The sequence below is a fragment of the Gordonia heveisoli genome, assembly GCF_030315745.1.
Taxonomy (GTDB): Bacteria; Actinomycetota; Actinomycetes; order Mycobacteriales; family Mycobacteriaceae; genus Gordonia.
Genome location: NZ_JASXSH010000007.1, coordinates 66680 through 90635 on the forward strand (window position 1 = coordinate 66680; position 23956 = coordinate 90635).

The following is a 23956-nucleotide window of genomic DNA, read 5'->3' on the forward strand; positions in this document are numbered from 1 at the left end:
CATCCGATCCCGACACCGAAGGGACAGTGCACATGTCACAACCCATCCGTTACGACTTCGCCTCGCTCGGAGACCTGAGCGGCGGCCTGGGCGCCTCGTTCGAGCGTCTCGAGACGCTCAACGCCCAACTGAAGAAGCAGGTCGCCTCGCTCGGCGAGAACTGGAGTTCGCAGGACGCCAAACTCGCCTACGACGACGCGCAGGCACGGTTCGACCAGATTTTCGCCAACTCGCGTGAACAACTGCACGGACTCAAACGTGGTGTGCAGAACGCGAGCCGCATCATGGCCGAACGTGACAGCACTATCGGGGCGGCGATGCGATCGATCATCTAGCCACACCCGGCCCGCGCTCCGCGTGCCAACCGGCACGTGGGGCGTGGGTCGGCGAGTCTCCTGCCCCCAAGTCCTTTACAGTCTCTTGATTGAGAGCCGGTCTGTCGTGGGCGGGCATCACGGAAGGGTGCACGTGTCCGCAGAGGGATCGAAGAAGGCCATTGTCGCGGCACTGCTCGCGAATGCGGGCATCGCGCTCGCCAAGTTCGTCGGCTTCCTGGTGACCGGGTCGTCATCGATGATCGCCGAGGCGGTGCATTCGGTCGCCGATACGTCCAATCAGGGGCTCTTGCTGCTGGGGCAGAAGAAGGCTGGCCGCAAGGCCGATCAGCTACATCCGTTCGGCTACGGCCGGACCCGGTACTTCTACTCGTTCATCGTGGCGCTGGTGCTGTTCACCCTCGGTTCGATGTTCGCGATCTACGAGGGTGTGGAGAAGATCCGACATTCCGACGACCACGGTCTCGATTCGCCGATCGTGGCGATCGTCATCCTGGTGGTCGCCATCGGTCTGGAGGGGTACAGCTTCGCGACGGCCTTCCGTGAGTCCAAGCCGTTGAAGGGGCGCGCCAGCTGGTGGCGGTTCATCCGCAACTCTCGTAGCCCGGAACTGCCGGTTGTGCTGCTCGAGGACAGCGGTGCGCTCATCGGTCTGGTGCTCGCCCTCGGTGGTGTCGGACTGACGATGGCGACCGGGAACGCGGTGTGGGACGGTGTGGGCACGCTGTGCATCGGCGCGCTGCTCGGTGTCATCGCGATCATCCTGATCGTGGAGATGAAGAGTCTGCTCATCGGCGAGGGCGCTACCGAGGACGAAGAGGCGACGCTGCTGACGGCGCTGCAGTCGGATGGGGTCGACCGCGTCATCCATATGAAGACCCAGTACCTGGGCCCGGAGGAGATGCTGGTCGCGGCCAAGATCGCCATCCCGGCAGGGGCCGATGCGGTGACGATTGCGCACACCATCGACGCCGCCGAAGGACGTGTGCGGGCGGCGCTGCCGCAGGCGCGGGTGATCTACCTCGAACCCGATATCGACCGCGGACCGAGCGCGTAGGCCGGTCGGTCACCGCCGACACGCGGGCCGGCGCAGGGCTTTCGGCCCGATCCGGTGTCGTCGTCGAGATGTTTCGCTAGCGTTCACTATCGGGAGATTTCCTCGGGTGGTCACACCCGGCGAGCGTCCCTGCATCGAGCATTCGTCACGAGGCTCATCGAGGTGTCCTCACGACGACCGACCACGAAGTGCCGGGAGGTCTGATGGCAAACCCGTTGACGCGGACGAAATCCGTCGAACAATCGCTGGCCGACACCGACGAGCCGGATACCAAACTCCGCAAGAATCTCACCTGGCGTGACCTGACGGTCTTCGGTGTCTCGGTGGTCATCGGCGCAGGTATTTTCTCGGTCACCGCGGGTCAGGCCGGTGACAAGGCCGGGCCGGCGATCTCACTGTCCTTCGTCCTCGCGGCGATCGCTTGTGGTCTGGCCGCCCTGTGTTACGCCGAGTTCGCGTCGACTGTTCCGGTCGCGGGCAGCGCCTACACCTTCGGATACGCCACCTTCGGTGAGTTCCTGGCGTGGATTCTCGGCTGGGATCTGATCCTGGAGTTCGCGGTCGGTGCGGCGGTGGTGGCGAAGGCCTGGTCGAGCTATCTGACGAATGTGTTCGGCGACGGGGTCAACGGGATCGTCACCGTCGGTGGAATCGACGTCGACTGGGGCGCGATCACGGTGATCGCCGTGCTCACCATCCTGCTGGTGATCGGCACGAAACTGTCGGCCGGAGTGTCGGCGGTCATCACCGCCATCAAGATCTCCGTGGTGCTGCTCATCATCGTCGTCGGCGCCTTCCACATCAAAGTCGACAACTACTCGCCGTTCGTGCCGAAGGCGGAGGGCGGCGGCGATTCCGATGGCAGTATCGAATCCTCGTTGTTCTCCCTGATGACCGGATCGGGCGGGGAAAGCTATGGGTGGTATGGCGTCCTCGCCGCCGCGTCCATCGTCTTCTTCGCGTTCATCGGCTTCGACGTGGTCGCGACGACGGCGGAGGAGACCAAGAATCCGCAGCGTGACGTCCCGCGTGGCATTTTCGGTTCACTCATCATCGTCACCGTTCTCTACATCGCGGTGACCATCGTGGTGACGGGTATGTCGAAGTACACCGAGTTGTCCACCGCGGCCGGTGAAGGGGAGTGGCAGGGCAAACCGAAGAACCTCGCCTACGTCTTCGGCATCAATGGGATGGAGTGGGTCGAACGTGTCGTCGCCATCGGTGCGCTCGCCGGTCTCACCACCGTCGTCATGGTGTTGATGCTCGGTCAATCGCGTGTGCTGTTCGCGATGTCGCGCGACGGGCTGTTGCCGCGACGGCTGGCCAGGACCCACCGCAGTTATGGCACACCGTATCGGCTGCAGATCGGGATCGGGGTGGTGGTGGCGGTCGTCGCAGGCTTCTTCCCGATCAACCGGCTCGAAGAGATGGTCAATGTCGGCACCCTGTTCGCCTTCGTGGTGGTCGCCGGTGGTCTGATGGTGCTGCGACGCACCCGGCCCGACCTCAAACGCGGGTTCGTCGTGCCGGGTGGGCCGATCATCCCGGTGCTGGCGATCATCGCCTGTCTGTGGCTGATGCTGAACCTCAGTGCCCTGACCTGGATTCGGTTCCTGGTCTGGATGGTGATCGGGGTGTGCGTCTACTTCCTGTACGGCATGCGTCATTCCATGGTCGGGAAACGGGAGCGCGAAGCGGTCGGCGGTTCTACGTCGACGGTGGCTGCCGCCGGTGCCGACGATAGTTGACACCCAGGCATTATTAGCTTGCCCTTATCCCCACACCGGTGGTGTGTGCCGCGTCATGTTCGCGGTCCGATAGCCTCTAGTCCGAACGTATGGCGTGCTGCTGGGCAGCGAACGACACCCACCACACGAACGCGAACGACCAATCAGCGTGAATGAACTGATCAACGTGAATGACTTGATCAACGGGAATGACAAGGGGATCAGATGACGACTGCGCCGGCCTCCACACCGCAGGCAGACAACCGCAACGGTATCGACTACAAGGTCGCCGACCTGTCCCTCGCGGACTTCGGCCGCAAGGAGATCGAGCTGGCCGAGCACGAGATGCCCGGTCTGATGGAACTGCGTCGCGAGTACGCCGACGTCGCGCCGCTCAAGGGGGCGCGGATCTCCGGATCGCTGCATATGACCGTGCAGACCGCAGTCCTCATCGAGACCCTGGTCTCGCTGGGCGCCGAGGTCCGCTGGGCGTCGTGCAACATCTTCTCCACCCAGGACCACGCCGCGGCCGCGATCGTCGTCGGGCCGCACGGCACCATCGACGAGCCCAAGGGTGTGCCGGTCTTCGCCTGGAAGGGTGAGACGCTCGAGGAGTACTGGTGGGCGGCCGAGCAGATGCTGACCTGGCCGGGCGAGCCTGCCAACATGATCCTCGACGACGGTGGCGACGCCACCATGCTGGTGCTGCGAGGCGCCGAATTCGAGAAGGCCGGCGTCGTTCCGCCCACCGACGACGACCACTCCGCCGAATACAAGGTCTTCCTGGAACTGCTGCGTAACAGCTTCGAGGCGGACAAGGGTAAGTGGTCGGCGATCTCGGAGTCGGTGCAGGGCGTCACCGAGGAGACCACCACCGGTGTGCTGCGGCTGTACCAGTTCGCGGCTGCCGGCGATCTCGCCTTCCCGGCGATCAATGTCAACGATTCGGTCACCAAGTCCAAATTCGACAACAAGTACGGCACCCGCCACTCGCTCATCGACGGCATCAACCGCGGCACCGATGTCCTCATCGGTGGCAAGAAGGTCCTCATCTGCGGTTACGGCGACGTCGGTAAGGGCTGCGCCGAGTCGCTCGCCGGCCAGGGCGCACGCGTCCAGGTCACCGAGATCGACCCGATCAACGCGCTGCAGGCGCTGATGGACGGCTACGACGTGGTGACCGTCGAGGAGGCGATCGGCAACGCCGACATCGTCATCACCTCGACCGGAAACCTGGGCATCATCACGCTCGCACATATGCGGCAGATGAAGAATCAGGCCATCCTGGGCAACATCGGTCACTTCGACAACGAGATCGACATGGCCGGCCTGGAGGGTTCAGGTGCCAAGCGCATCAACGTCAAGCCGCAGGTCGATCAGTGGATCTTCGAGAACGGCAACTCGATCATCGTGCTGTCCGAGGGCCGTCTGCTCAACCTCGGCAACGCGACCGGTCACCCGTCGTTCGTGATGAGCAACAGCTTCTCCAACCAGGTGATCGCCCAGATCGAACTGTGGACCAAGAACGACGAATACGACAACGAGGTCTACCGTCTGCCCAAACACCTCGACGAGAAGGTTGCGCGCATCCACGTCGAGGCGCTCGGCGGCACGCTCACCAAGCTGACCAAGGAGCAGGCCGAGTACATCAACGTCGACGTCGACGGCCCGTACAAGCCCGAGCACTACCGGTACTGAGCTGACAAACAGCGCCGACGCACAGCACTGACGAACAGCCGGGCCCGAACGGAATCATCCGTTCGGGCCCGGCTGTCGCTTTTCCGGCAGTTCGGTTCAGACGTCAGGTTCCGATGTCAGGTCCCGATGTCAGGTTCCGATGTCGGGTTCTGCCCCCTGGCAGTACAGCCACTGGTCGTTCTCTTTGAGGAACCGGACGTCGGCAGGCTCGGCCTCGGATCGGCGACTGCCCGCCTCCAGATGCACCAGGGCCCGTGCCTTGGCGAAGTTGCCGTCGATCGTCGGGGCGAGGACCGCGTCGATGACCATGTTGCCCTCGCGGGTGGGTGCCTTTGCCTGCGTACGGTTCTCACTGCACACGGTGGCCCGGATGCGGGTGATGTCGCGAGAGTTGATCGCATCGACGTAGTTCTGCAGCGCCTGGCGGATGGCAATCGAGTCGGTGCTGCCGCCGGGTGGCACGGTCGGGTAGGTGCCGGGCGTGGACGGATAGGTGTAGGTGTCCGACGGCGAGGTCAGGGTGCTGGAGTCGTCGGACAGGCTCGATGGGGTCGTCGACGATGCGGCGGTATCGGTGGAGTCGTCCGAGGACCCGGAGTTGGTCACCAACAGTGTCACCACGACCGCGACGATCGCGCCGATGGCCAGCAGTCCGCCGACGACGGCGGCCACCTTCGGTCCCTTGCGGCGCGGAGGTTGTGGCGCACCGTACCCACCGCCACCGTACCCACCGCCACCGTACCCACCGCCGCCGTACCCGCCTGCACCGTATCCACCTGCACTGTAGTAGCCGCCGCCCGGGGGAGTGCCCGGTCGGTACTGACCTGTCAGACGCGGATCCGGTTGGTTGGCAACAGGTCCGGGTTGTGCACGGTGGCCCGGGTTCGGTGGCGCGGTGGGGTACTGCGGGGGATAAGGCCGCGGAGCCGGTCGATATCCGCCCGGCTGCCCACCGGGCGTCATACCGCCCCCTGGGCCGGGTTGATAGGTCATCGCTCCACCTCCGCGAAAGTCATCGCTTCCAGGCTAGTCGTGCTGTTCGGGTACATCACCCCGCCAGTCATTCAGGCAGGAGATCGGCGGCCAGTGCCGCGATGTCGTGGCCGTCGAACTCGATCCACGGTGACGCCCAGCCACGTGCGGCGAGTTGCCGGTAGACGGCGTCGACGCGGGTCTGTAGGTCGTCGTCACGTTCGTAGAAGTCCCGCGTCCGTGCGGCGTCGGCCTCGGCGCGCGCGGCGGCACGCGCCCGCGCGAGTTCCACCGGGACGCCGAGGAGGACCTGACGGTCTGGGACGGGCATGCCGAAGCGGCCGAACTCCAGATCGGCGACCCACCGGGTCATCTCGCCGTCGGCGTCCTGCCCGAGTCGGGCGGCGTTATAGGCGGCGTTGGATGCCACATAGCGATCGAGGATCACCACATCGGCTGTGTGTCGGGCCTTTTCGATGTCGGCGGCAGCGCCTGCCCGGTCCAGGGCGAACAACAGGGCCATTCCGTACACGCTCTCGCGCAGATCGCCGTGTTCACCGTGCAGGGCCTCGGCGGCCAGATCTGCGGTGACCGAGGCGCCGTAACGCGGGAAGGTCAGCGTCGTCACCACCGCCCCCGCGCCACGCCACCGGTCGACGAGACCGGTCACCAAAGTGTTCTTCCCCGCCCCGTCGAGCCCTTCGACCGCGATCAGCTCTCCCACGCAGGGCAGCATATCCACGTCGGGTCGACGGGGGTGGTTGCGACCTGCCGCAGGCTCGACATCCGCAGCTCTGGGCGCGTCGATCACCACGGTTCGATCACGGGAGTGTCACCATAAGAGGTATGAAGCCCCGCATTCTCGTCGTCGACGACGACGCCGCTCTCGCCGAGATGCTGACGATCGTGTTGCGCGGTGAGGGTTTCGAGCCCTTCGTGGTCGGTGATGGTACGCAGGCGTTGAGCGCGGTCCGTGAGATCCGGCCCGACCTCGTGCTGCTGGATCTGATGCTGCCCGGCATGAACGGGATCGACGTCTGCCGGGTGCTCCGTGCAGATTCGGGTGTGCCGATCGTGATGCTCACCGCGAAGTCCGACACCGTCGATATCGTCCTCGGCCTGGAATCGGGTGCCGACGATTACATGGTCAAGCCGTTCAAGCCGAAGGAACTCGTGGCGCGTGTGCGTGCCCGGCTGCGCCGGACCGACGAGGAGCCTGCCGAACTGCTGTCGATCGGACCTGTCGAGATCGACGTCCCCGCGCACAAGGTCACCCGGGACGGCGCGCCCATCTCGCTGACCCCGCTCGAATTCGATCTGCTGGTCGCGCTGGCGCGCAAGCCGCGCCAGGTCTTCACCCGCGACGTGCTGTTGGAGCAGGTCTGGGGTTATCGGCATCCGGCGGACACTAGACTCGTCAACGTGCATGTCCAGCGGTTGCGGGCGAAGGTCGAGACCGACCCGGAGAATCCCGAAGTGGTCCTCACGGTGAGGGGGGTCGGCTACAAGGCCGGCCCGCCGTGATCGGTCGATCTCGGCGACGCGTCAACAGCACCTTCGGACGGTTCACCCGCGCGGCCGGCGCCCTCGGCCGGAGTTTCGGCCACATCTGGCGCCGATCTCTTCAGCTGCGCGTCGTGGTCTCGACGTTGGTGCTGTCGTTTGTCGTACTCCTGATCCTGGGTTTCGTGCTGATCAGTCAGATCACCGATCGCCTGCTCGACGTCAAGCTCGCCGCCGCGACCGAGGAGATCGATCGTGCGCGCGTCGCCGTCGAACGCGATCTGTCCACCGCCGACCGGAACATGTCGGTGCAGAATCGGCTACGGCAGACCCGGTCGTTACTGACCGACCGGGACGCCGACTCGGCGCAGAGCTCTGGTGCGGTGGGCACTTTCGACACGGTGCTGCTGCTGAACGGATCGAATGCGTCTGCGGCGTCCGGGGTGGGGCCGATCGACGAGGTGCCCGCGACGCTGCGCGACATGGTGCAGGGCGGACAGGTCGCCTATCAGTACACCTCGGTCTCCGACGGTCGAGGTGGGCATCAGCCGGCCTTGATCATCGGGTCGCCGACCAACGCGTCGGTGTCGGGACTTGAGCTGTATCTGGTGTTCCCGCTGACCAACGAGCAGAACACCGTCGACCTGGTGCGCGGCACCCTGCTGACCGGTGGCGTGGTGCTGCTGGGCCTTCTCGCCGCGATCGCTTGGCTGGTGTCCCGGCAGGTGGTGCTGCCGGTGCGGTCGGCATCCCGGATCGCGGTGCGTTTCGCCGACGGCCGGCTCAAGGAGCGGATGCCGGTACGTGGCGAGGACGACATGGCCCGGTTGGCGATGTCCTTCAACGACATGGCCGAGAGCCTGTCCAAACAGATCACCCACCTCGAGGAGTTCGGTGGTCTGCAGCGTCAGTTCACCTCCGATGTCAGTCACGAGCTGCGTACGCCGCTGACCACGGTGCGGATGGCCAGTGACGTTCTCTACGAGGGCCGCGAAGATCTCGACCCGGTGCGCAAGCGGTCGGTGGAACTGTTGGACAAGGAACTCGACCGGTTCGAGACACTGCTCAACGAATTGCTGGAGATTTCCCGCCACGACGCGGGTATGGCCGAACTGGCCGCCGAGCGGATGGATATGGGGATCCCGATCGACGGAGCACTCGCAACCGTCCGGCATCTGGCCGAAGACACCGGCACCGAGCTGGTGCTGGACCTGCCCGACGAGCCGGTCATCGCCGAGATCGACCCGCGTCGCGTCGAACGTATTCTGCGCAATCTGCTGGCCAACGCCATCGACCACGGGGAACGCCGACCGGTGACGCTGACGATGCGGTCCGACGGCGATGCCGTCGCGCTGACGGTCCGCGATCAGGGCATCGGATTGCGTCCGGGGGAGGAAAAGTTGGTGTTCAACCGGTTCTGGCGTTCGGATCCGTCGCGATTCCGGCGTTCGGGTGGCACCGGCCTCGGGCTGGCGATCAGTATCGAGGACGCACGTCTGCATCAGGGCAGGCTGGAGGCGTGGGGTGAACCCGGCAACGGAGCCTGCTTCCGGCTGACGTTGCCGCTGGTACGCGGACACAAGGTGCTGGGTTCACCGCTGCCGCTCAAGCCGGTCGGTTCGGCCACCCGCAACCCCGGTACCCGCGCCGGGCGGTCGGGGTCTCCGTCGACAGGGGCCGACGATGTGTGAGCCGCGAGCGCGACGGGGCGCCTTCGGCATCACCGGTGTCGGATGGGTGATCGTCGTGGTGGCGATGCTGGTCGCCGGTTGCGGTGCGGTCCCCAACAACTCCTCGCCGCAGCCGATCAAGTCGTTCCAGCGGGAGGGACCGACCGACGCGGTCCCGGTACCGCAATCCGACATGGATCCCGAGGCGTTGGTCCGGTCCTTCCTCAAGGCCACCGCGGACCCGAAGTCGGGACATCGCGCGGCCCGCAAATTCCTGACACCGGCGTCCTCGAAGCTGTGGGACGACCGCGGTGATGCCCTGATTCTCGACGAGATCAGCATTTTCGTCGATCAGCGCAACGAAGATGTGGTGCGGATGCGCGTGATCGGCGACAACTACGGCACCCTGCACGCCAACGGTCAGCTCATCCCCGCGGACGGTCGGGTGGAAACCAGCATCAGCCTGGTGCGGGTGCGCGGCCAGTGGCGAATCGACGGCGCGCTCCCGCGGGGCTCGATGGTCGACCGTGATCAGTTCGAGGCGTCATACCGACCGGTGTCGCTGTACTTCGCCGATCGGGCTGCTCAGCACCTGGTGCCCGATCCGCGGTGGCTGTACGCCGGTGAGAACAGTGATCCGACAGTTCTGGTCAACCGGCTGATCGCCGGCCCGTCGACCGACCTGGCCGGCGCGGTGGGCAACGCGCTCCCGCCGGGAACAGCATTGCGCGGACCGGTGACGCCGCTGTCCGGTGGCGGTGTCCGGATCGAGCTGACCGGGCTCGGCAATCCGTCCAACCGTGATCGGACGACGCTCGCCGCACAGATCGTCTGGACCCTGTCCGGTGCCGAGGTCAGCGGCCCCTATGTGATCAACGCCGACGGCGCGCCGCTGGTCGCCGAGCGGGCGTCGGGGTGGCAGACGGCCGACGTCAGTGCACTCGACCCGACGGCCGTACCGGCCACCGAGGTCGGTCTCGACATCGTCAGTGGCGGTGCGCTACTCGCGGTCGCGGAGAGCGCGACGACACCGGTTCCGGGGCCGCTGGGGGTCGCACGCGATGTCGTCTCGGCCGACATCTCGGCCGACGGCACACGCGTCGCCGCGGTGTCGGGGGTCCCCGGGCGCACACCTCGATACCGGTTGTCCATCGGCGACTACGGCGGCGACGTCGCGGAGGTGATCGCCGGGCGCAGTATCACCCGCCCGTCCTTCGGCGCCGGTCCGGACACGGTGTGGGCGGTGGTCGACGGGCGGCCGATGCGCTGGCTGCGCGACGGCCAGGGCACCTCGATGGTGCCGGTCGACACCTCGGCGGTCGCCGGTGCCGTGCGCGGCGACATCGGCGAGCTGCAGATCGCGCCGGACGGCGTGCGAGCGGCGCTCCTGGTTGCCGGGCAGGTCGTCTTCGCGGTCGTGTCGATGAATGCCGACGGTCAGGTGTCGTTGACCAGTCCACGGATCGCCGCCTACAACATCGGCAATCGTGTGGTCTCGATCGCCTGGGCGTCGTCGACCACTTTGATGGTGGCGCGCGAAGCCCCGGATTCTCCGGTTGTGCAACTGTCCGTCAACGGCACTCCCGCGGTGGGATTGCTCAGCGGCAACGTGTCTCCGCCGGTGCGAGCGGTCGCGGCGAATTCGACGACGGTGTACGTCGGCGACCAGCGTGGGGTGTTGCGATTGGGCAGTACCAACGGCCAGCCCGACCAGTACTGGACCGAGGTGGAACCGGCGATGATCCCCGGTGCGGTCCCGCTGCTGCCCTGACCGGGCGGATCGGTTCACCATCGGCCGCTCACGCCACGGCTATCACCACCGCGGCCGCCACCCGGTGACCGCCTGTGGTGAGCACCCGCACCGATTCGGCGACGGTCGCCCCGGTGGTCAGCACATCGTCGACGACGATGGTGACATCGTCCGCCCCCGGCGCTCGGGCCGACGGGCTCGGCCGTACCGCACCGCGTAGGTTACGGGCCCGTTCTCGTGCGTCGAGGCCTGCCGAATCGCGCGTACCGGCGGCGATCATCAACGTCGGCTGGAGCCGTACCCCGGCTCCGAGGGCCTCGGCCGCGTGCCGAGCGATGGTCAGCACCGGGTCGCCACCGCGGCGCCGGGCGGCAAGACGTCGGGTGGGGGCGGGGACGACGAGCAGCCGGGCGGCATCGGGTAGTTCGGCCCACCGGGCGAGGGTGGTGATGGCGCGGGCCAGGGCGAGCCCGAGTGGTTCGGCGAGGTCGCGCCTGCCGTGTTCCTTGAGCGCGATGACTGCGTGCCGGTGCGGTCCGCGGTAGCGTCCGAGCGCCCACACCGGCACATGCGGAGACACGCGCGGGACACATTCGATCGGGGTATCCGACAACCGGCGCGCACAGCGGGCGCACCAGTGTCGGCCGGCACGCCCACAACCACCACAGGTCACTGGCACGACGAGGTCGGCGCCCGCCCGCATGGTGGCACTCAACAGTGCGCGTGGTCCTCGGTCCTCGTCCATCGCTGCCGACGGTAGCCGCCGGCCGGGGGATCGGCGCACGGCTGTCCACAGGGAAATCGCGCGAGCACGGGGGACCAAAGACCTGTATCGAATATCTCGGCGCGCGGTGCGTGGAAACGTGGCCGCGCGGCGAACTTCCGGCTACGGTCGGGGGTATAGCCGGTTGCCCGCGACTACAAGGTCGATCTCGACTCGGAGTTCATCTCGACTCGGAGTTCTCGACTTCAGGGTTCTCGCGAGAGGCGGACCGGCCGGCGAGGAGGTGATGCCCCTGCAACTGGGTGCCAGCCATCGGTTGGCATGGCCACTTTTCCCGATGTCGACGGATTTGTCAGTGCGACAAAAGATCACGGCAGACCGATCGGGGTCGGGGAGTTCTTTCCAGGAGGTAGTTGAATGTCGACAGTCATCCACCGCAAAGGCCAGCGCGAGTCCAAGGTCGGCGACGTGCGTGCCGCAGACCTGCCCGATGCGCAGGCTTCCCCCGATTCGCAGGGTTCCGAGGACTCCTACGATCCGGAGTTCGCGTTCGTCCTCCCGCCCGGCACCGTTGAGTCGGAAGATCCCGCTCAACCCGATGCCGCCCTCAACTTCAGCGGTCGCAACGTCGAGATCCCTGACCACTATCGCGTGTACGTCGGCGACAAACTCGCCCGTCTCGAACGATTCGATCCGTCGATCTACCGCTTCGACATCGAGCTCTATCACGAACGCAACCGACGGCAGGCCAAGGCCTGCCAGCAGGTGGAGATCACCGCGACCGGCAAGGGGCCGATCGTGCGTGCGCAGGCCTGCGGTGAGAATTTCTATGCCGCACTTGAGAATACGTTGGCTCGTCTCGAGGCGAGGCTGCGTCGGGTCAAAGACCGTCGGCGGGTGCACCACGGCACCCGTAGGCCGATCTCGGTGGCCGAGGCGACCGAGATCGGTGCGCCCCCGCTGCGTGAGGACCAGTTGTCGGTCGACGGATTCGTCGGCGATCCCGGACGCTCGGCGATCACCGAGAAGACCTATGACGACGGCGTCGCCGACTACGCCCCCGGCCAGGTGGTGCGTATCAAGGAGCATCCGGCGGTCCCGATGACCGTGGACGACGCGCTCTACGAGATGGAACTCGTCGGCCACGACTTCTTCCTCTTCCACGACAAGGAGACAGACAAACCGTCGGTGGTGTACCGCAGGCACGCCTTCGACTATGGGCTGATCCGGCTGGCCTGACCGGCCGCCCCATCTCCCGACAACGGGCCGCGACTGCGATGCAGTCGCGGCCCGTCGCCGCCCCGCTCGCGGCTCCGGCTGCAACCCCTGGTTGTTTGTGCCCGTACCATGTCAAGAGGTCTGTCGGTCACCGCGGGAGAGCGGGGGCTGTCGCAGCCGGTAACCCTGTGTCGACAACCAAGAGGATTGCCCAGTGCTCAACAAGCTGCTCCGTGTCGGTGAAGGCCGCATGGTCAAGCGACTCGACGCCATCGCTTCGCATGTCGAGGCGCTGTCCGACGAGATCGAAGCGCTCTCCGACGCCGAACTACGTGCGAAGACCGACGAGTTCAAGAAACGTCTTGCCGACGGAGAGACGCTCGACGAACTGCTGCCGGAGGCCTTTGCGGTCGCCCGGGAGGCGGCCTGGCGCGTCCTGGACCAGAAACACTTCCACGTGCAGATCATGGGCGGTGCGGCGCTGCACTACGGCAACATCGCCGAGATGAAGACAGGTGAGGGCAAGACCCTCACCTGTGTGCTCCCCGCGTATCTGAACGCGCTGTCGGGCGATGGCGTGCATGTGGTGACCGTCAACGACTATCTCGCCAAGCGCGACTCCGAGTGGATGGGGCGCGTGCACCGCTTCCTCGGGCTGGAGACCGCGGTGATCCTGACCGGGCAGAGCCCCGACCAGCGTCGGGAGGCCTATGCCGCCGACATCACCTACGGCACCAACAACGAGTTCGGGTTCGACTACCTGCGCGACAACATGGCGCATTCGCTCGACGACCTCGTCCAGCGTGGGCACAACTTCGCCATCGTCGACGAGGTCGACTCCATCCTCATCGACGAGGCTCGTACGCCACTGATCATCTCCGGCCCGGCCGAGGGATCGAGCAAGTGGTACGTCGAGTTCGCGCGGATCGCCCCGCTGCTCGAGCGGGACGTCCACTACGAGGTCGACATCAAGAAGAAGACCATCGGCGTGCACGAGGCCGGTGTCGAATTCGTCGAGGATCAGCTCGGCATCGACAACCTGTACGAGGCGGCCAATTCGCCGCTGGTCAGCTACCTGAACAACGCGATCAAGGTCAAGGAACTCTTCCAGCGCGACAAGGATTACATCGTCCGCAACGGGGATGTGCTCATCGTCGACGAGTTCACCGGCCGTGTGCTCGACGGACGCCGGTTCAACGAGGGCCTGCACCAGGCCATCGAGGCCAAAGAACATGTCGAGATCAAGGCCGAGAACCAGACCTTGGCGACCGTCACGCTGCAGAACTATTTCCGCCTCTACGACAAGCTGTCGGGAATGACCGGTACGGCCGAGACCGAGGCCGCCGAGTTCGACCAGATCTACAAGCTCGGCGTGCTGCCGATCCCGACCAACCGTCCGATGGTCCGCAAGGACCAGACCGACTTGATCTACAAGACCGAGGAGGCGAAGTTCGCCGCGGTCGTCGACGACATCACCGAGCGGCACGAGCTCGGGCAGCCGGTACTGATCGGTACGACCAGTGTCGAGCGTTCGGAGTATTTGTCGCGTCAGCTGAAGAAGCGCGACATTCCGCACAACGTGCTGAACGCAAAGTTCCACGAGCAGGAAGCGCAGATCATCGCCGAGGCGGGCCGGCTGGGCGCGGTGACTGTCGCCACCAACATGGCCGGTCGAGGCACGGACGTCGTGCTGGGCGGCAACCCCGACATCATCGCCGACACCCGGCTGCGCAAGGCCGGTCTCGATCCGGTGCAGACGCCCGACGAATACGAGGCGGCGTGGGAGGAGGCGATCGACCTCGCCCGCACCGAGGCTGCCGAGGAAGCCGAGGCGGTCAAGGAGGCCGGTGGCCTGTATGTGCTCGGCACCGAACGTCACGAGTCGCGCCGTATCGACAACCAGTTGCGCGGCCGTTCGGGCCGTCAGGGCGATCCCGGCGAATCCCGCTTCTACCTGTCGCTCGGCGACGAACTCATGCGCCGGTTCAACGGTGCCGCACTCGAGGCGATCATGAACCGGGTGAATCTGCCCGACGATGTGCCGATCGAGGCGAAGATGGTCACCAAGGCCATCCGCAGCGCGCAGACCCAGGTCGAGCAGCAGAACTTCGAGGTCCGCAAGAACGTCCTCAAGTACGACGAGGTCATGAACGAGCAGCGCAAGATCATCTACGGCGAGCGCCGCACGATCCTCGAGGGTGAGGATCATCATGACCAGGTCAAGGAGATGGTCGATGACGTCGTCGGCGCCTATGTCGACGGTGCGACCGCCGAGGGTTATGCCGAGGACTGGGATCTCGACGAGTTGTGGACCGCGCTGCGCGCGCTGTATCCGATCGATCTGGACGCCAAGGAGGTCGTCGGTGAGACCGAATACGGGGAGCGCGACGACATCTCCGCCGAAGAGCTGAAGGACACGCTGATCGAGGACGCGCGCAGGGTCTATGAGAAGCGTGAGGCCGACATCGACGAGATGGCCGGTGAGGGCGCCATGCGGCAACTCGAGCGCAGCGTCCTGTTGTCGGTACTCGATCGTAAGTGGCGTGATCACCTCTACGAGATGGACTACCTGCGTGAAGGTATCCACCTGCGTTCGATGGCCCAGCGGGATCCGGTGGTGGAGTACCAGCGTGAGGGTTTTGACATGTTCACCGGCATGCTCGACGGTCTCAAGGAAGAGACGCTGAGCATCCTGTTCAACGCTCAGGTGCAGACCGAGCAGCCCGCCGAGCAGCCGCCCCTGCCGACCGCCGCGGCGCTCAAGGAGGCGGTCCGGTCGGCGGCCGCCGCGTCGGCCGCCGATGAGGCCGCCGCCGCGGAACGGGCCAAGGTCCCGGCCGCGCTGCGGGCGTCCGGGGCAGCCGACGGCGAGGTGCCGATGACCTTTTCCGGTCCCGGCGAGCAGGGCGAACGCGTCGTGCACTCGGCCGAGGAAGAACTCGGCGCCGCCGAGTCGGCGACTCGGCGTGAACGCCGTGCCGCGGCCCGGGCCGGCACCAGGCAGAGCGGACCCAAGCCGCCGAAGGCGAAGAAGAAGCGTCGCTGACCGCGACCGTCGCCGTGGTCTGACGAATCCCGATCCACGCTCCTGACGCCCACCGCCGTTCGCCGGCGGTGGGCGTCAGGCGTTGTCGCGGGCGTCGGGCGTTGCGGTGATCGCCGAAAGTGGAACCGGATCGGGATGCGCTGCGTCGGTTCTACATGGAGATCACGAAAGTCCGGGTCCGGCCGGCGCCGCCGTATGAACATCCCGCAGGTATGCGCGTGCCGGTGCCGCTGGCCGCATCGGTGCGCGGGCCAGACGCTGCGCGGCGGGTACCGGAGACCCCTCGCGGGCCCACGTCGCCGGGTCCGGGGCGTTCCTCGACGGCGGGGGCCGCTCGTGACGCCCACTGTTTCGCCATCGGGGCGTGCCGCGTGCTGTTCGAGGTGGTCGAAGGGCGCCGGGGTATCGGTCAGCTCACCGGCACCGCGTCGGCGGCGGTGGTCGACCAGGTGGCCGGATTGGTGCGGCATAACGCTTTTCGGGGCAGCGGACTGTCGGTGACCACATTGCGGCGAGTGCATGTGCAACTGTGTGACGCCACGGCCGCCGAAGTGTTCGGCAGCTACACCACCGGTGAGCGGGTGCGGGCCTTCGCCGCCCGCATCGAATGTCTGCCCCGCCGAGTCCGCGTCGACGAGGGGTGCCGTTCCGGACGCGCGGGTGCGGCGGGTTGGCCCCGACCTCCGGTGTTGGGCAGGGTGGAGTATCGCTGGCAACTCGTCGAGGTGACGCTCGCGTGATGCGGGCCTGGAATGGGGCCGACGCGCACTAGGATCGGTTCCGTGGTCAATCGCCTGTCTCCGCGTGACGCGATGTTCTACTTCCTGGACGAGTCGCACTCGACGACGCATCTGGGTGCATTGTTGATTCTCGAGCCGACCCCACATTCCCCGGCCGGGCCGGATGCGTCGGATCAGGATTCATCGGACCGGCAGACGCTGGACTACGCAGGACTGGTCGACCTCGTCGAGAATCGCCTGCAGCTGGCGCCGCGCTATCGGCAGGTGGTGCGCGAGGTGACGTTGGGGTTGGCCCGCCCGGTGTGGGCCGACGACCTCGACTTCGACATCAACTTCCACATCCGCCGTTCCGGCCTGCCCCGACCGGGTACTGCCGACGATCTCGCCGATCTGGTGTCGCGCATCATGTCGCGGCCGCTCGACCGGACCCGTCCGCTGTGGGAGATGTACCTGATCGAGGGCCTCGCGGACGGCAAGCTGGCCATCCTGACCAAATCCCACCGCTGCCTGCTGGCCGACGAGGAGATCTCCGACGTTCGCGAGATCAGTCAGGTGATCTGCGACGAGGTGCCCGACGCGACGCGGCTGCCCGACGACGTCTGGATGCCGGGGCCACCGGTGCGGGGGACCGGCCTGCTCATCGACGCCATGGCCGAGGCGTTCTCCCGTCCGGGCGACCTGGTCGACACGATGGTCAACGGCAACGGTGTCGTCGCGGGGATTCGCTCGATGGTGGAGACCTCCGCCCGTCGAGTCGGCGGTGTGGTGCAGCAATTGACCGACTCGGCCCCGCAGAGCCCACTCAATTCGGGGAGTACGTCGACGCGGATGTTCACCGCAGCGCGGGTGCCCCGCCGCGGGTGCGCGAAGGTGGCCGACCGTTTCGGCTGCACCGTCAACGACGTCGAACTGGCCATCATCACCGGTGTCATGCGCAAATGGATTCTGTCGGTGGATCCGGTGGCCGCAGGCGACACCGTTCGCGCTGCCGTCCCGCTCGGTGCGCGTGATCCGGGCGTCGACCTGATCGTCGCCGACCCGGGCTGGTTCGGCCTCGGCAAGCCCAGCTTCCTCACCGACCTCCCGGTGGGCGAAGCGAATCCGACCGTGCGGCTCGCGCAGGTTGCTGGTCTGGCGAATCGCTACGCGCAATCCCCGCGCCGGGTGTCGATGGGGGCCCGACCGCTGTTTCCCGAACTGGGCGTTGTGCCGTTCCCGGAACTGAGTTCGCGGGCTTTCCGGTCGCTGAACACCCGAGGCTTCAACGTGCCGGTGTCGATCGGCGACGGTCCGGTCGCCGACCGGTATGTCGCCGGTCACGCGGTCGAGGAGTTGTACACGGTGCCGGTGTTGGTGGATCAGCGGGCGCTGGCGATCAGTGTCGTCGACTACGACGACCACCTGCACTTCGGTTTCGTCGCCGACCGCGGCGTGATCGCTGACCTGCCTGCGATGGCCGACTACGTGCTGGAGTCCTACAACGAACTCACGACTTCCTGACCGGACGCGCCGGACGCCAGGGGCCGACGCGGTTTCTGCGTACAGTTGTCGACGGCAGCACCGGCGGGGGATCAGCCCTGGTGCGGGTGCGGGATATCTATGAGGAGAGCGGCACGATGAGGGTGTATCTACCGGCGACCCTGGCGATGCTGATGGAACTCAACGAGACCGGCGAGTTCCGGCCGATCGGGGGTACCGCCTTCGCGCTGACCCCGGCGTTGCGGGAGTCCTTTCTGGCCGGGGACGACGAGGAACTCGCCGAGGTCGCGATGCGGGAGGCCGCGCGGGCGTCGCTGCGTCTGCTGGCCGGTGAGGCGCCCGAGGCGGGCGACCGTGCCGCCGCGGCCGACCTGGCTGCCGACGCCGAGGTCACGAAGCCTGGTGATACCCCACGCCTGCCGCCGCGTCGGGTGGTGGTCGCCGCAGATGTGGATGAGGTGACGTTGCGGCCCGACCTCGATGATGCGGTGGTCAAGGTGTCCTCGCCGGTGACGCGGGCGGCGATCGCATCGGTGCACGTCGACATCGCCGAGGCGGAGGACAAGGTGCGCGCCGCCGTCGTGGTGGTCGACGCGGCCGACATGGGTGATCTCGACGCCGAGCTCGCGATCGGGGATATAGAGGATTTCGACCTCGCCTGGTATGCGACGCAGGAACTACCCTTTTTGTTAGAACTCTTGTGACTCAGTCGGTCTACTGACCTGCGGGTCTGGATAACCTACGGTTCCGTAGGTTATCGTTGCGGAGAGTTGGTACGGCAGGCCGCACGGGCGCTGCCGGTGCGCAGACGAGGCGGTATCGGCATGGGATTCCTGGAGCGTTTCGAGGCGCCGGTCGCGGATGTCGCGGCACGGAGCAAAGGGGCGCAGTGGGCGCGCGCAGCGCTGACCCGGATCACCACCCCGCTGTTGCCCGACGACTATCTTCATCTCGCCAATCCGCTGTGGTCGGCGCGGGAGCTGCGCGGCAAGGTCGTGGCGGTGGAGCGCGAGACCGAGGACACCGCGACGATCCGCATCCGGCCGGGCTGGGGCTTCTCCTTCGACTACGCGCCCGGCCAATACATCGGCATCGGTGTGCTGATGGAGGGTCGCTGGACATGGCGGTCCTATTCGCTCACCTCTACGCCGCACACCAGTTCCGCGGACAAGACCATCGACATCACCGTGAAGGCGATGCCGGAGGGTTTCCTGTCCAGCCACCTGGTCAACGGTGTGCAGCCGGGCACCGTGGTCCGGCTGGCGGCGCCGCAGGGCGAGTTCGTGTTGCCCGACCCGGTTCCGGCCAAGATTCTGTTCGTCACCGCGGGCAGTGGTATCACCCCGATCATCTCGATGCTACGGATGATGCGACACCGTAAGCAGCGCACTGATATTCGGGTTTTGCACTCGACCCCGACGCCGGACGACCTGCTGTTCGCCGACGAACTGGCGGAGATGGCGGCCGACGGGCTGATCGACTTGCATGTGCAGCACACCCGCACCGATGGCAAGCTCGACCCCGTGCGGATCGGCGAGCTGTGCCCGGACTGGCGCGAGCGGACGGCCTGGGCCTGCGGTCCCGGCGGATTCCTGGATCTGATCCATCACCTCTACCGCGACGCCGGTCTGGAGGACCGGGTGCATATCGAGCGGTTCGCGCTCGAACGCGGCCTGGTCGGCGCGCAGGGCGGTACGGTCACCTTCGGCCGGACCGGCAAGACGGCCGAGATCGATGGCGCGACCACGCTGTTGGAGGCGGGCGAGGCTGCCGGGGTGATCATGCCGTTCGGCTGCCGGATGGGTATCTGCCAGAGCTGCGTGGTGATGGTCGACAAGGGGTGTGTGCGCGACCTTCGTTCGGGTGTCGAACATGTCGAGGGCGAACGTATCCAGACGTGCATCAGCGCGGCGGCCGGAGATTGCACGCTCGACGTCTGATCCGGCGTCGGCGGGCTGCGGTGTGACCAAATCGGGTCGAAGGGAAGCGGATCGGCCATTAGTCTGGTCGACATGTCCACCGCGGCCGGGCTGACAGAGGACGAACGGGACTTCGACTTCCCGCGGGAAGTCCCGGTGCTGACCGACGGCGTGGTGACGCTGCGAGCGCATGAACTCGACGACCTCGACCGGATCGTCGAATTCGCCGCCGACCCGGACACTCTGCGTTGGACCACCATTCCGCATCCGTATGGCCGGGCTGATGCGCGCCGCTTCGTGTTCGAGACCGTGCCTGCGGGCTGGCGCAGCCGCAGCGATCTGCGCTGGGCGATCGAGGTCGACGGTCACTTCGCCGGTAACGTCGATCTGCGGCTCGACGGTCCGCGCGCGGGTATCGGATTCGGCCTGCATCCCGCCGCTCGCGACCGGGGCGTGATGCGTCGAGCCGTGGAAATGGTTGCGCGCCATGCGTTCGAGGTGCTCGGTGTGCGCGTGGTCGAGTGGCGGGCGTTCGAGGGCAATCTTGGGAGTCTGCGCGTCGCTCATGCCTGTGGGTTCACCCTGCAGGCGCGTATCCGGGACGGGCTGTCGTGGCACGAACAACTGCGCGATGCCTGGGTGGGGACCCTGCGACCGGAGCACCTCGGTAGCCCGCAGTCGACGTGGCGGGCCACGACGTTCAGCACCGAACGATTCCGGCTCCGGCCATTGGTCGAGGCGGACGACCCGCGGATCCGGGAAACACTCGACGACCCGATCTCGCGGCGGTACCTCTTCGGCCGGCCCGATCCGCTCACCCTCGCCGATGCCGGTGCCGAACGGACCCGCAAGTGGTGGACGGCGGCCTGCGGTGAGACGTGTACCTGGGCGGTCGCCGACAAGGACACCGACCGGTATCTCGGCGACATCTCGATCTTCGGAATCGACGACGTGACCGGCGCTGAGGCGGGCTTCTATACGCATCCCGACGCCCGCGGGAGCGGTGTGCTGCGCGAGGCTTTCGGCGCGGTGGTGCCGCACTGCTTCGGCGAGCTCGGGCTGCGCAGGCTGACGATGTTCGCCGCGGACAGCAATGCCGGGAGTAAGGCGTTGGCCTGTGCCGCCGGATTCCGCGTGATCGGGGTGCAGGAAAGCGCGGCCCGTACCGGTGGTGTCTTCGAGGATCTCGTCGGTTACGAACTTCTCGCTGATCGCTGACGGGCGGACTTCGACTACCGGGCGTCGGCATTCACGCGAGCGCCGGAATTCTGGGTCCGTACCGCAGAGTGTTGTGGATCACATGGGCGATTCGGGGAACGGGTGGACAGGTCGGTGCGCACCAACCTACGCTTGCGTAAGTTACGGAAACGTAGGAAACGGAACGCGGCGAAAGGGAGCTCTCCACGATGGCGATTACCGACATCCCCGAATATGCGCATCTGTCTGCCTCCGACGTGGAGGCTCTCGGCGCCGAACTCGATGCGATCCGTGCCGACATCGAGGCCGACCGCGGTGAGCGCGACGCTCGCTACCTGCGCAATACGATCCGATTCCAGCGAGCACTGGAACTCGTCGGACGCGGCCTGATCTTCGGTTCGACGAAGCGTCCGCTGTGGCTGGCGGGCGCCGGCGCCCTGGGTGTGGCGAAGATCGTCGAGAATATGGAGCTCGGCCACAACGTCATGCATGGCCAGTGGGACTGGATGAACGATCCCGAGGTGCATTCGTCGACCTGGGAGTGGGACAACACCGACCCCTCGGCGCATTGGAAGCACACCCACAACTATGTCCATCACAAGTACACGAATGTGCTGGGGATGGACGACGATGTGGGCTACGGCCTGCTTCGGGTCACGCGTGACCAGCGGTGGCGTCCTTTCAACCTCGGCAATCTCGCCTACAACACGCTGCTGGCGCTGGCCTTTCAGTACGGCGTCGCGGTGCAGCACCTCGAGTTGGGCAAGAAGCGCCGGACCGAAGAAGACCGTGAGCAGTTCCGCCGTGACCTGCGCGATGTCGCCACCAAGATCGGTAAGCAAGCCGGCAAGGACTACGTCGTCTACCCGGCGATGGTCGCCGCGACCACCGGTCGCCGTACCGGTTACCTGCGTGCCTTCGGTAAGGCGGCGTCGGCCAATGCGACCGCCAACGTCATTCGGAACGTGTGGAGCAACGCGGTCATCTTCTGTGGGCATTTCCCCGACGGTGCGGAGAAGTTCACCAAGCAGGACATCGACAGCGAGACCCAGGCGCAGTGGTATCTGCGACAGATGCTGGGCAGCGCCAACTTCCGTTCCGGACCGGTACTGGCCTTCCTGAGCGGCAACCTGTCGTTCCAGATCGAGCACCACATCTACCCGGACCTGCCGAGCAACCGGCTGCGCGAGATCTCGGTGCGGGTGCAGGCCCTGTGCGAGAAATACGATCTGCCCTACACGACCGGGTCGTTCCCGATGCAGTACGCGAAGTCGTGGCGCACGATCGCCAAGCTGTCGTTGCCGAACAAGTACCTGAGTGCGACCGCCGACGACGCGCCCGAGACCGCGTCCGAGCGTCGCTTCAAGCAGGGGCTGCCCGATGATGGCCGTCTGCACTCGACCCTCGATCCGGCCACCGGCCGTCGTCGTGGACTGGTCTCGGCCATCGCCGGGCTCGGGCGCCGACGTCGGGGTGGGCGCGCCGGTGCCGGCCGGGATGTGGTCGCGCGGACTGTGGTCGGTAGGGATGTGGTCGGGGGCGACGATCGCGCGGCCTGAGGCGTGTCCGGAGGAGATCGGCGGTCCGTCCACTCGGCGGGATCCGGTGTCGTCGGTCCTCGCCGGTATGTGTTATCGGGTGACGGGCATAATGGGTAGCAATGGCCATCACTGACATCAATGAGTACGCACATCTCACCGAGGCGGACGTCGAGGCGCTCGGCGCTGAGCTGGATGCGCTGCGTCGCGAGATCGAAGCCGATCGCGGCCCTCGGGATGTGCGCTACCTGCGTCGTACGCTCATCGCCCACCGCACCCTTGAGGTGATCGGTCGGGCGGCGCTCTTCGGCAGCAACAAGCGGTCGCTGTGGCTACTCGGCACCGGGGCGCTCTCGCTCTCGAAGATCATCGAGAACATGGAGCTCGGCCACAATGTGATGCACGGCCAGTGGGATTGGATGAACGATCCCGAGGTGCATTCGACCACCTACGAGTGGGACATGGTGTGCGCGTCGCCGCATTGGAAGCACTCGCACAACTACATCCATCACAAGTACACCAACGTCGTCGGCATGGATCACGACGTGGGCTACAAGATCCTGCGCGTGACGCGAGACGAACCGTGGGAGCCGCGGCGCATCTTGCAGCCGTTCTTCAACGTGATGCTCGCGGCCACCTTCGAATGGGGTATCGGCCTGCATGACCTCAATCTGAAAGAGGTCATCAAAGGCGAGATCCCGAAGGAGGAGGCGGTCCCCAAGGTCAAGGAGTTCCTGCGCAAGATCGGCAAGCAGGTCGCCAAGGACTATGTCCTGTTCCCGGCGTTCACCGGACCGAACTTCACACACACCTTGACCGCGAACCTGACCGCCAATCTGGTCCGCAATCTGTGGGCGTATGTCGTCATCTTCTGCGGGCATTTTCCCGACGGTGCGGAGAAGTTCACCGTCGAATCGTTGGAGAACGAGACTCAGGGACAGTGGTATCTGCGTCAGATGTTGGGTACCGCGAACTTCAACGCCGGTCCCGCGATGGCGCTGATGTCGGGCAACCTCTGCTACCAGATCGAGCATCATCTGTTCCCGGATCTGCCCAGCAACCGCTACGCCGACATCTCCGTTCGCGTGCGTGAGCTGTGCGAGAAGTACGACCTGCCGTATACGACGGGGTCGATCGTGGTGCAGTATCTGCAGACGCTGCGGACCATCAACAAGCTCGCGCTGCCCGATCAGCTTCTGTGGGATACCGCCGATGACGCACCGGAAACCGCCTCGGAACGACGCTTCGCGGGGATGCCGCGCACCCGCGGACTCAAGACGGCGATCGCCGAACTGCGCGCACGTCGCCGCCGGCGCTGACTCGGCCGCGGCTGGGGGTGGGGATTATGTGGCGGCGTAGGCGCCGGACGTTGCCTGCGGACTT

General features: G+C 66.2%; 19 protein-coding genes. 16 read left to right on the forward strand and 3 right to left on the reverse strand.

What is annotated here, in order from left to right; translation table 11 throughout:
* Positions 1 to 32 precede the first annotated feature (32 nt).
* The 4 genes from QSJ18_RS08200 to ahcY all read left to right on the forward strand — a co-directional run bounded on the left by QSJ18_RS08200 (position 33) and on the right by ahcY (position 4817).
* Positions 33 to 335, forward strand: a complete 303-nt coding sequence (locus tag QSJ18_RS08200) for a WXG100 family type VII secretion target (RefSeq protein WP_286325863.1) — start codon at positions 33 to 35, stop codon at positions 333 to 335.
* 133 nt (positions 336 to 468) lie between these two features.
* Positions 469 to 1392, forward strand: a complete 924-nt coding sequence (locus QSJ18_RS08205; RefSeq protein WP_286325864.1) for a cation diffusion facilitator family transporter — start codon at positions 469 to 471, stop codon at positions 1390 to 1392.
* A gap of 203 nt (positions 1393 to 1595) precedes the next feature.
* Complete coding sequence (locus tag QSJ18_RS08210; RefSeq protein WP_286325865.1) at positions 1596 to 3140, forward strand: APC family permease; 1545 nt, start codon at positions 1596 to 1598, stop codon at positions 3138 to 3140.
* 204 nt (positions 3141 to 3344) lie between these two features.
* Entirely contained in the window at positions 3345 to 4817 is a 1473-nt protein-coding gene (gene ahcY / locus QSJ18_RS08215; RefSeq protein ID WP_286325866.1) for an adenosylhomocysteinase, read from the forward strand.
* Between the two features lie 129 nt (positions 4818 to 4946).
* Here the strand turns inward: ahcY and QSJ18_RS08220 are convergent, their stop codons facing one another.
* Positions 4947 to 5489 carry an Rv0361 family membrane protein gene (locus QSJ18_RS08220; protein WP_286325868.1) on the reverse strand — a complete coding sequence of 181 codons (543 nt, stop codon included), beginning with the start codon at positions 5487 to 5489 and terminating at the stop codon, positions 4947 to 4949.
* A gap of 388 nt (positions 5490 to 5877) precedes the next feature.
* The gene (locus tag QSJ18_RS08225; protein ID WP_286325870.1) at positions 5878 to 6513 is read right to left on the reverse strand and encodes a dTMP kinase; all 636 of its coding nucleotides are present in this window, start codon (positions 6511 to 6513) and stop codon (positions 5878 to 5880) included.
* Positions 6514 to 6635: 122 nt separating this feature from the next.
* Between QSJ18_RS08225 and mtrA the strand changes: the two genes are divergently transcribed.
* Genes mtrA through lpqB form a run of 3 tightly spaced genes read left to right on the forward strand, consistent with a single transcriptional unit; the run spans position 6636 to position 10733 of the window.
* Entirely contained in the window at positions 6636 to 7313 is a 678-nt protein-coding gene (gene mtrA / locus QSJ18_RS08230; protein WP_462476024.1) for an MtrAB system response regulator MtrA, read from the forward strand.
* Entirely contained in the window at positions 7310 to 8983 is a 1674-nt protein-coding gene (gene mtrB / locus QSJ18_RS08235; RefSeq protein WP_286325871.1) for an MtrAB system histidine kinase MtrB, read from the forward strand. Before mtrA ends, mtrB begins: the two co-directional genes overlap by 4 nt.
* A complete protein-coding gene (lpqB, locus tag QSJ18_RS08240) occupies positions 8976 to 10733 on the forward strand; it encodes an MtrAB system accessory lipoprotein LpqB (protein WP_286325872.1) in 1758 nt (585 codons plus the stop codon). Before mtrB ends, lpqB begins: the two co-directional genes overlap by 8 nt.
* Positions 10734 to 10761: 28 nt before the next feature.
* Here lpqB and QSJ18_RS08245 read toward each other — a convergent pair whose 3' ends face one another.
* Positions 10762 to 11457 (reverse strand): ComF family protein, encoded by a 696-nt coding sequence (locus tag QSJ18_RS08245; RefSeq protein ID WP_286325873.1) that lies wholly within the window; start codon positions 11455 to 11457, stop codon positions 10762 to 10764.
* Between the two features lie 396 nt (positions 11458 to 11853).
* Here QSJ18_RS08245 and hpf point away from each other — a divergent pair, with 396 nt between their 5' ends.
* The 9 genes from hpf to QSJ18_RS08290 all read left to right on the forward strand — a co-directional run bounded on the left by hpf (position 11854) and on the right by QSJ18_RS08290 (position 23892).
* The gene (hpf, locus tag QSJ18_RS08250; RefSeq protein WP_286325874.1) at positions 11854 to 12675 is read left to right on the forward strand and encodes a ribosome hibernation-promoting factor, HPF/YfiA family; all 822 of its coding nucleotides are present in this window, start codon (positions 11854 to 11856) and stop codon (positions 12673 to 12675) included.
* A gap of 193 nt (positions 12676 to 12868) precedes the next feature.
* Complete coding sequence (gene secA, locus QSJ18_RS08255) at positions 12869 to 15700, forward strand: preprotein translocase subunit SecA (RefSeq protein WP_286325875.1); 2832 nt, start codon at positions 12869 to 12871, stop codon at positions 15698 to 15700.
* A gap of 155 nt (positions 15701 to 15855) precedes the next feature.
* A complete protein-coding gene (locus QSJ18_RS08260) occupies positions 15856 to 16440 on the forward strand; it encodes an Rv3235 family protein (RefSeq protein WP_286325876.1) in 585 nt (194 codons plus the stop codon).
* Positions 16441 to 16482: 42 nt separating this feature from the next.
* Positions 16483 to 17940, forward strand: a complete 1458-nt coding sequence (locus tag QSJ18_RS08265) for a wax ester/triacylglycerol synthase domain-containing protein (protein ID WP_286325878.1) — start codon at positions 16483 to 16485, stop codon at positions 17938 to 17940.
* 116 nt (positions 17941 to 18056) lie between these two features.
* Positions 18057 to 18623 carry a DUF6912 family protein gene (locus tag QSJ18_RS08270; RefSeq protein WP_286325880.1) on the forward strand — a complete coding sequence of 189 codons (567 nt, stop codon included), beginning with the start codon at positions 18057 to 18059 and terminating at the stop codon, positions 18621 to 18623.
* A gap of 120 nt (positions 18624 to 18743) precedes the next feature.
* Positions 18744 to 19859: a ferredoxin reductase gene (locus QSJ18_RS08275; RefSeq protein ID WP_286326000.1), complete on the forward strand. Its 1116-nt coding sequence runs from the start codon at positions 18744 to 18746 to the stop codon at positions 19857 to 19859.
* A gap of 72 nt (positions 19860 to 19931) precedes the next feature.
* Positions 19932 to 21056, forward strand: coding sequence for a GNAT family N-acetyltransferase (locus QSJ18_RS08280; protein WP_286325881.1), 1125 nt, complete (start codon positions 19932 to 19934; stop codon positions 21054 to 21056).
* Positions 21057 to 21244: 188 nt separating this feature from the next.
* A complete protein-coding gene (locus tag QSJ18_RS08285) occupies positions 21245 to 22594 on the forward strand; it encodes a fatty acid desaturase family protein (RefSeq protein ID WP_286325882.1) in 1350 nt (449 codons plus the stop codon).
* A 101-nt stretch (positions 22595 to 22695) separates the two neighbouring features.
* Positions 22696 to 23892, forward strand: a complete 1197-nt coding sequence (locus QSJ18_RS08290) for a fatty acid desaturase family protein (RefSeq protein WP_286325883.1) — start codon at positions 22696 to 22698, stop codon at positions 23890 to 23892.
* The last annotated feature ends 64 nt before the right edge of the window (positions 23893 to 23956 follow it).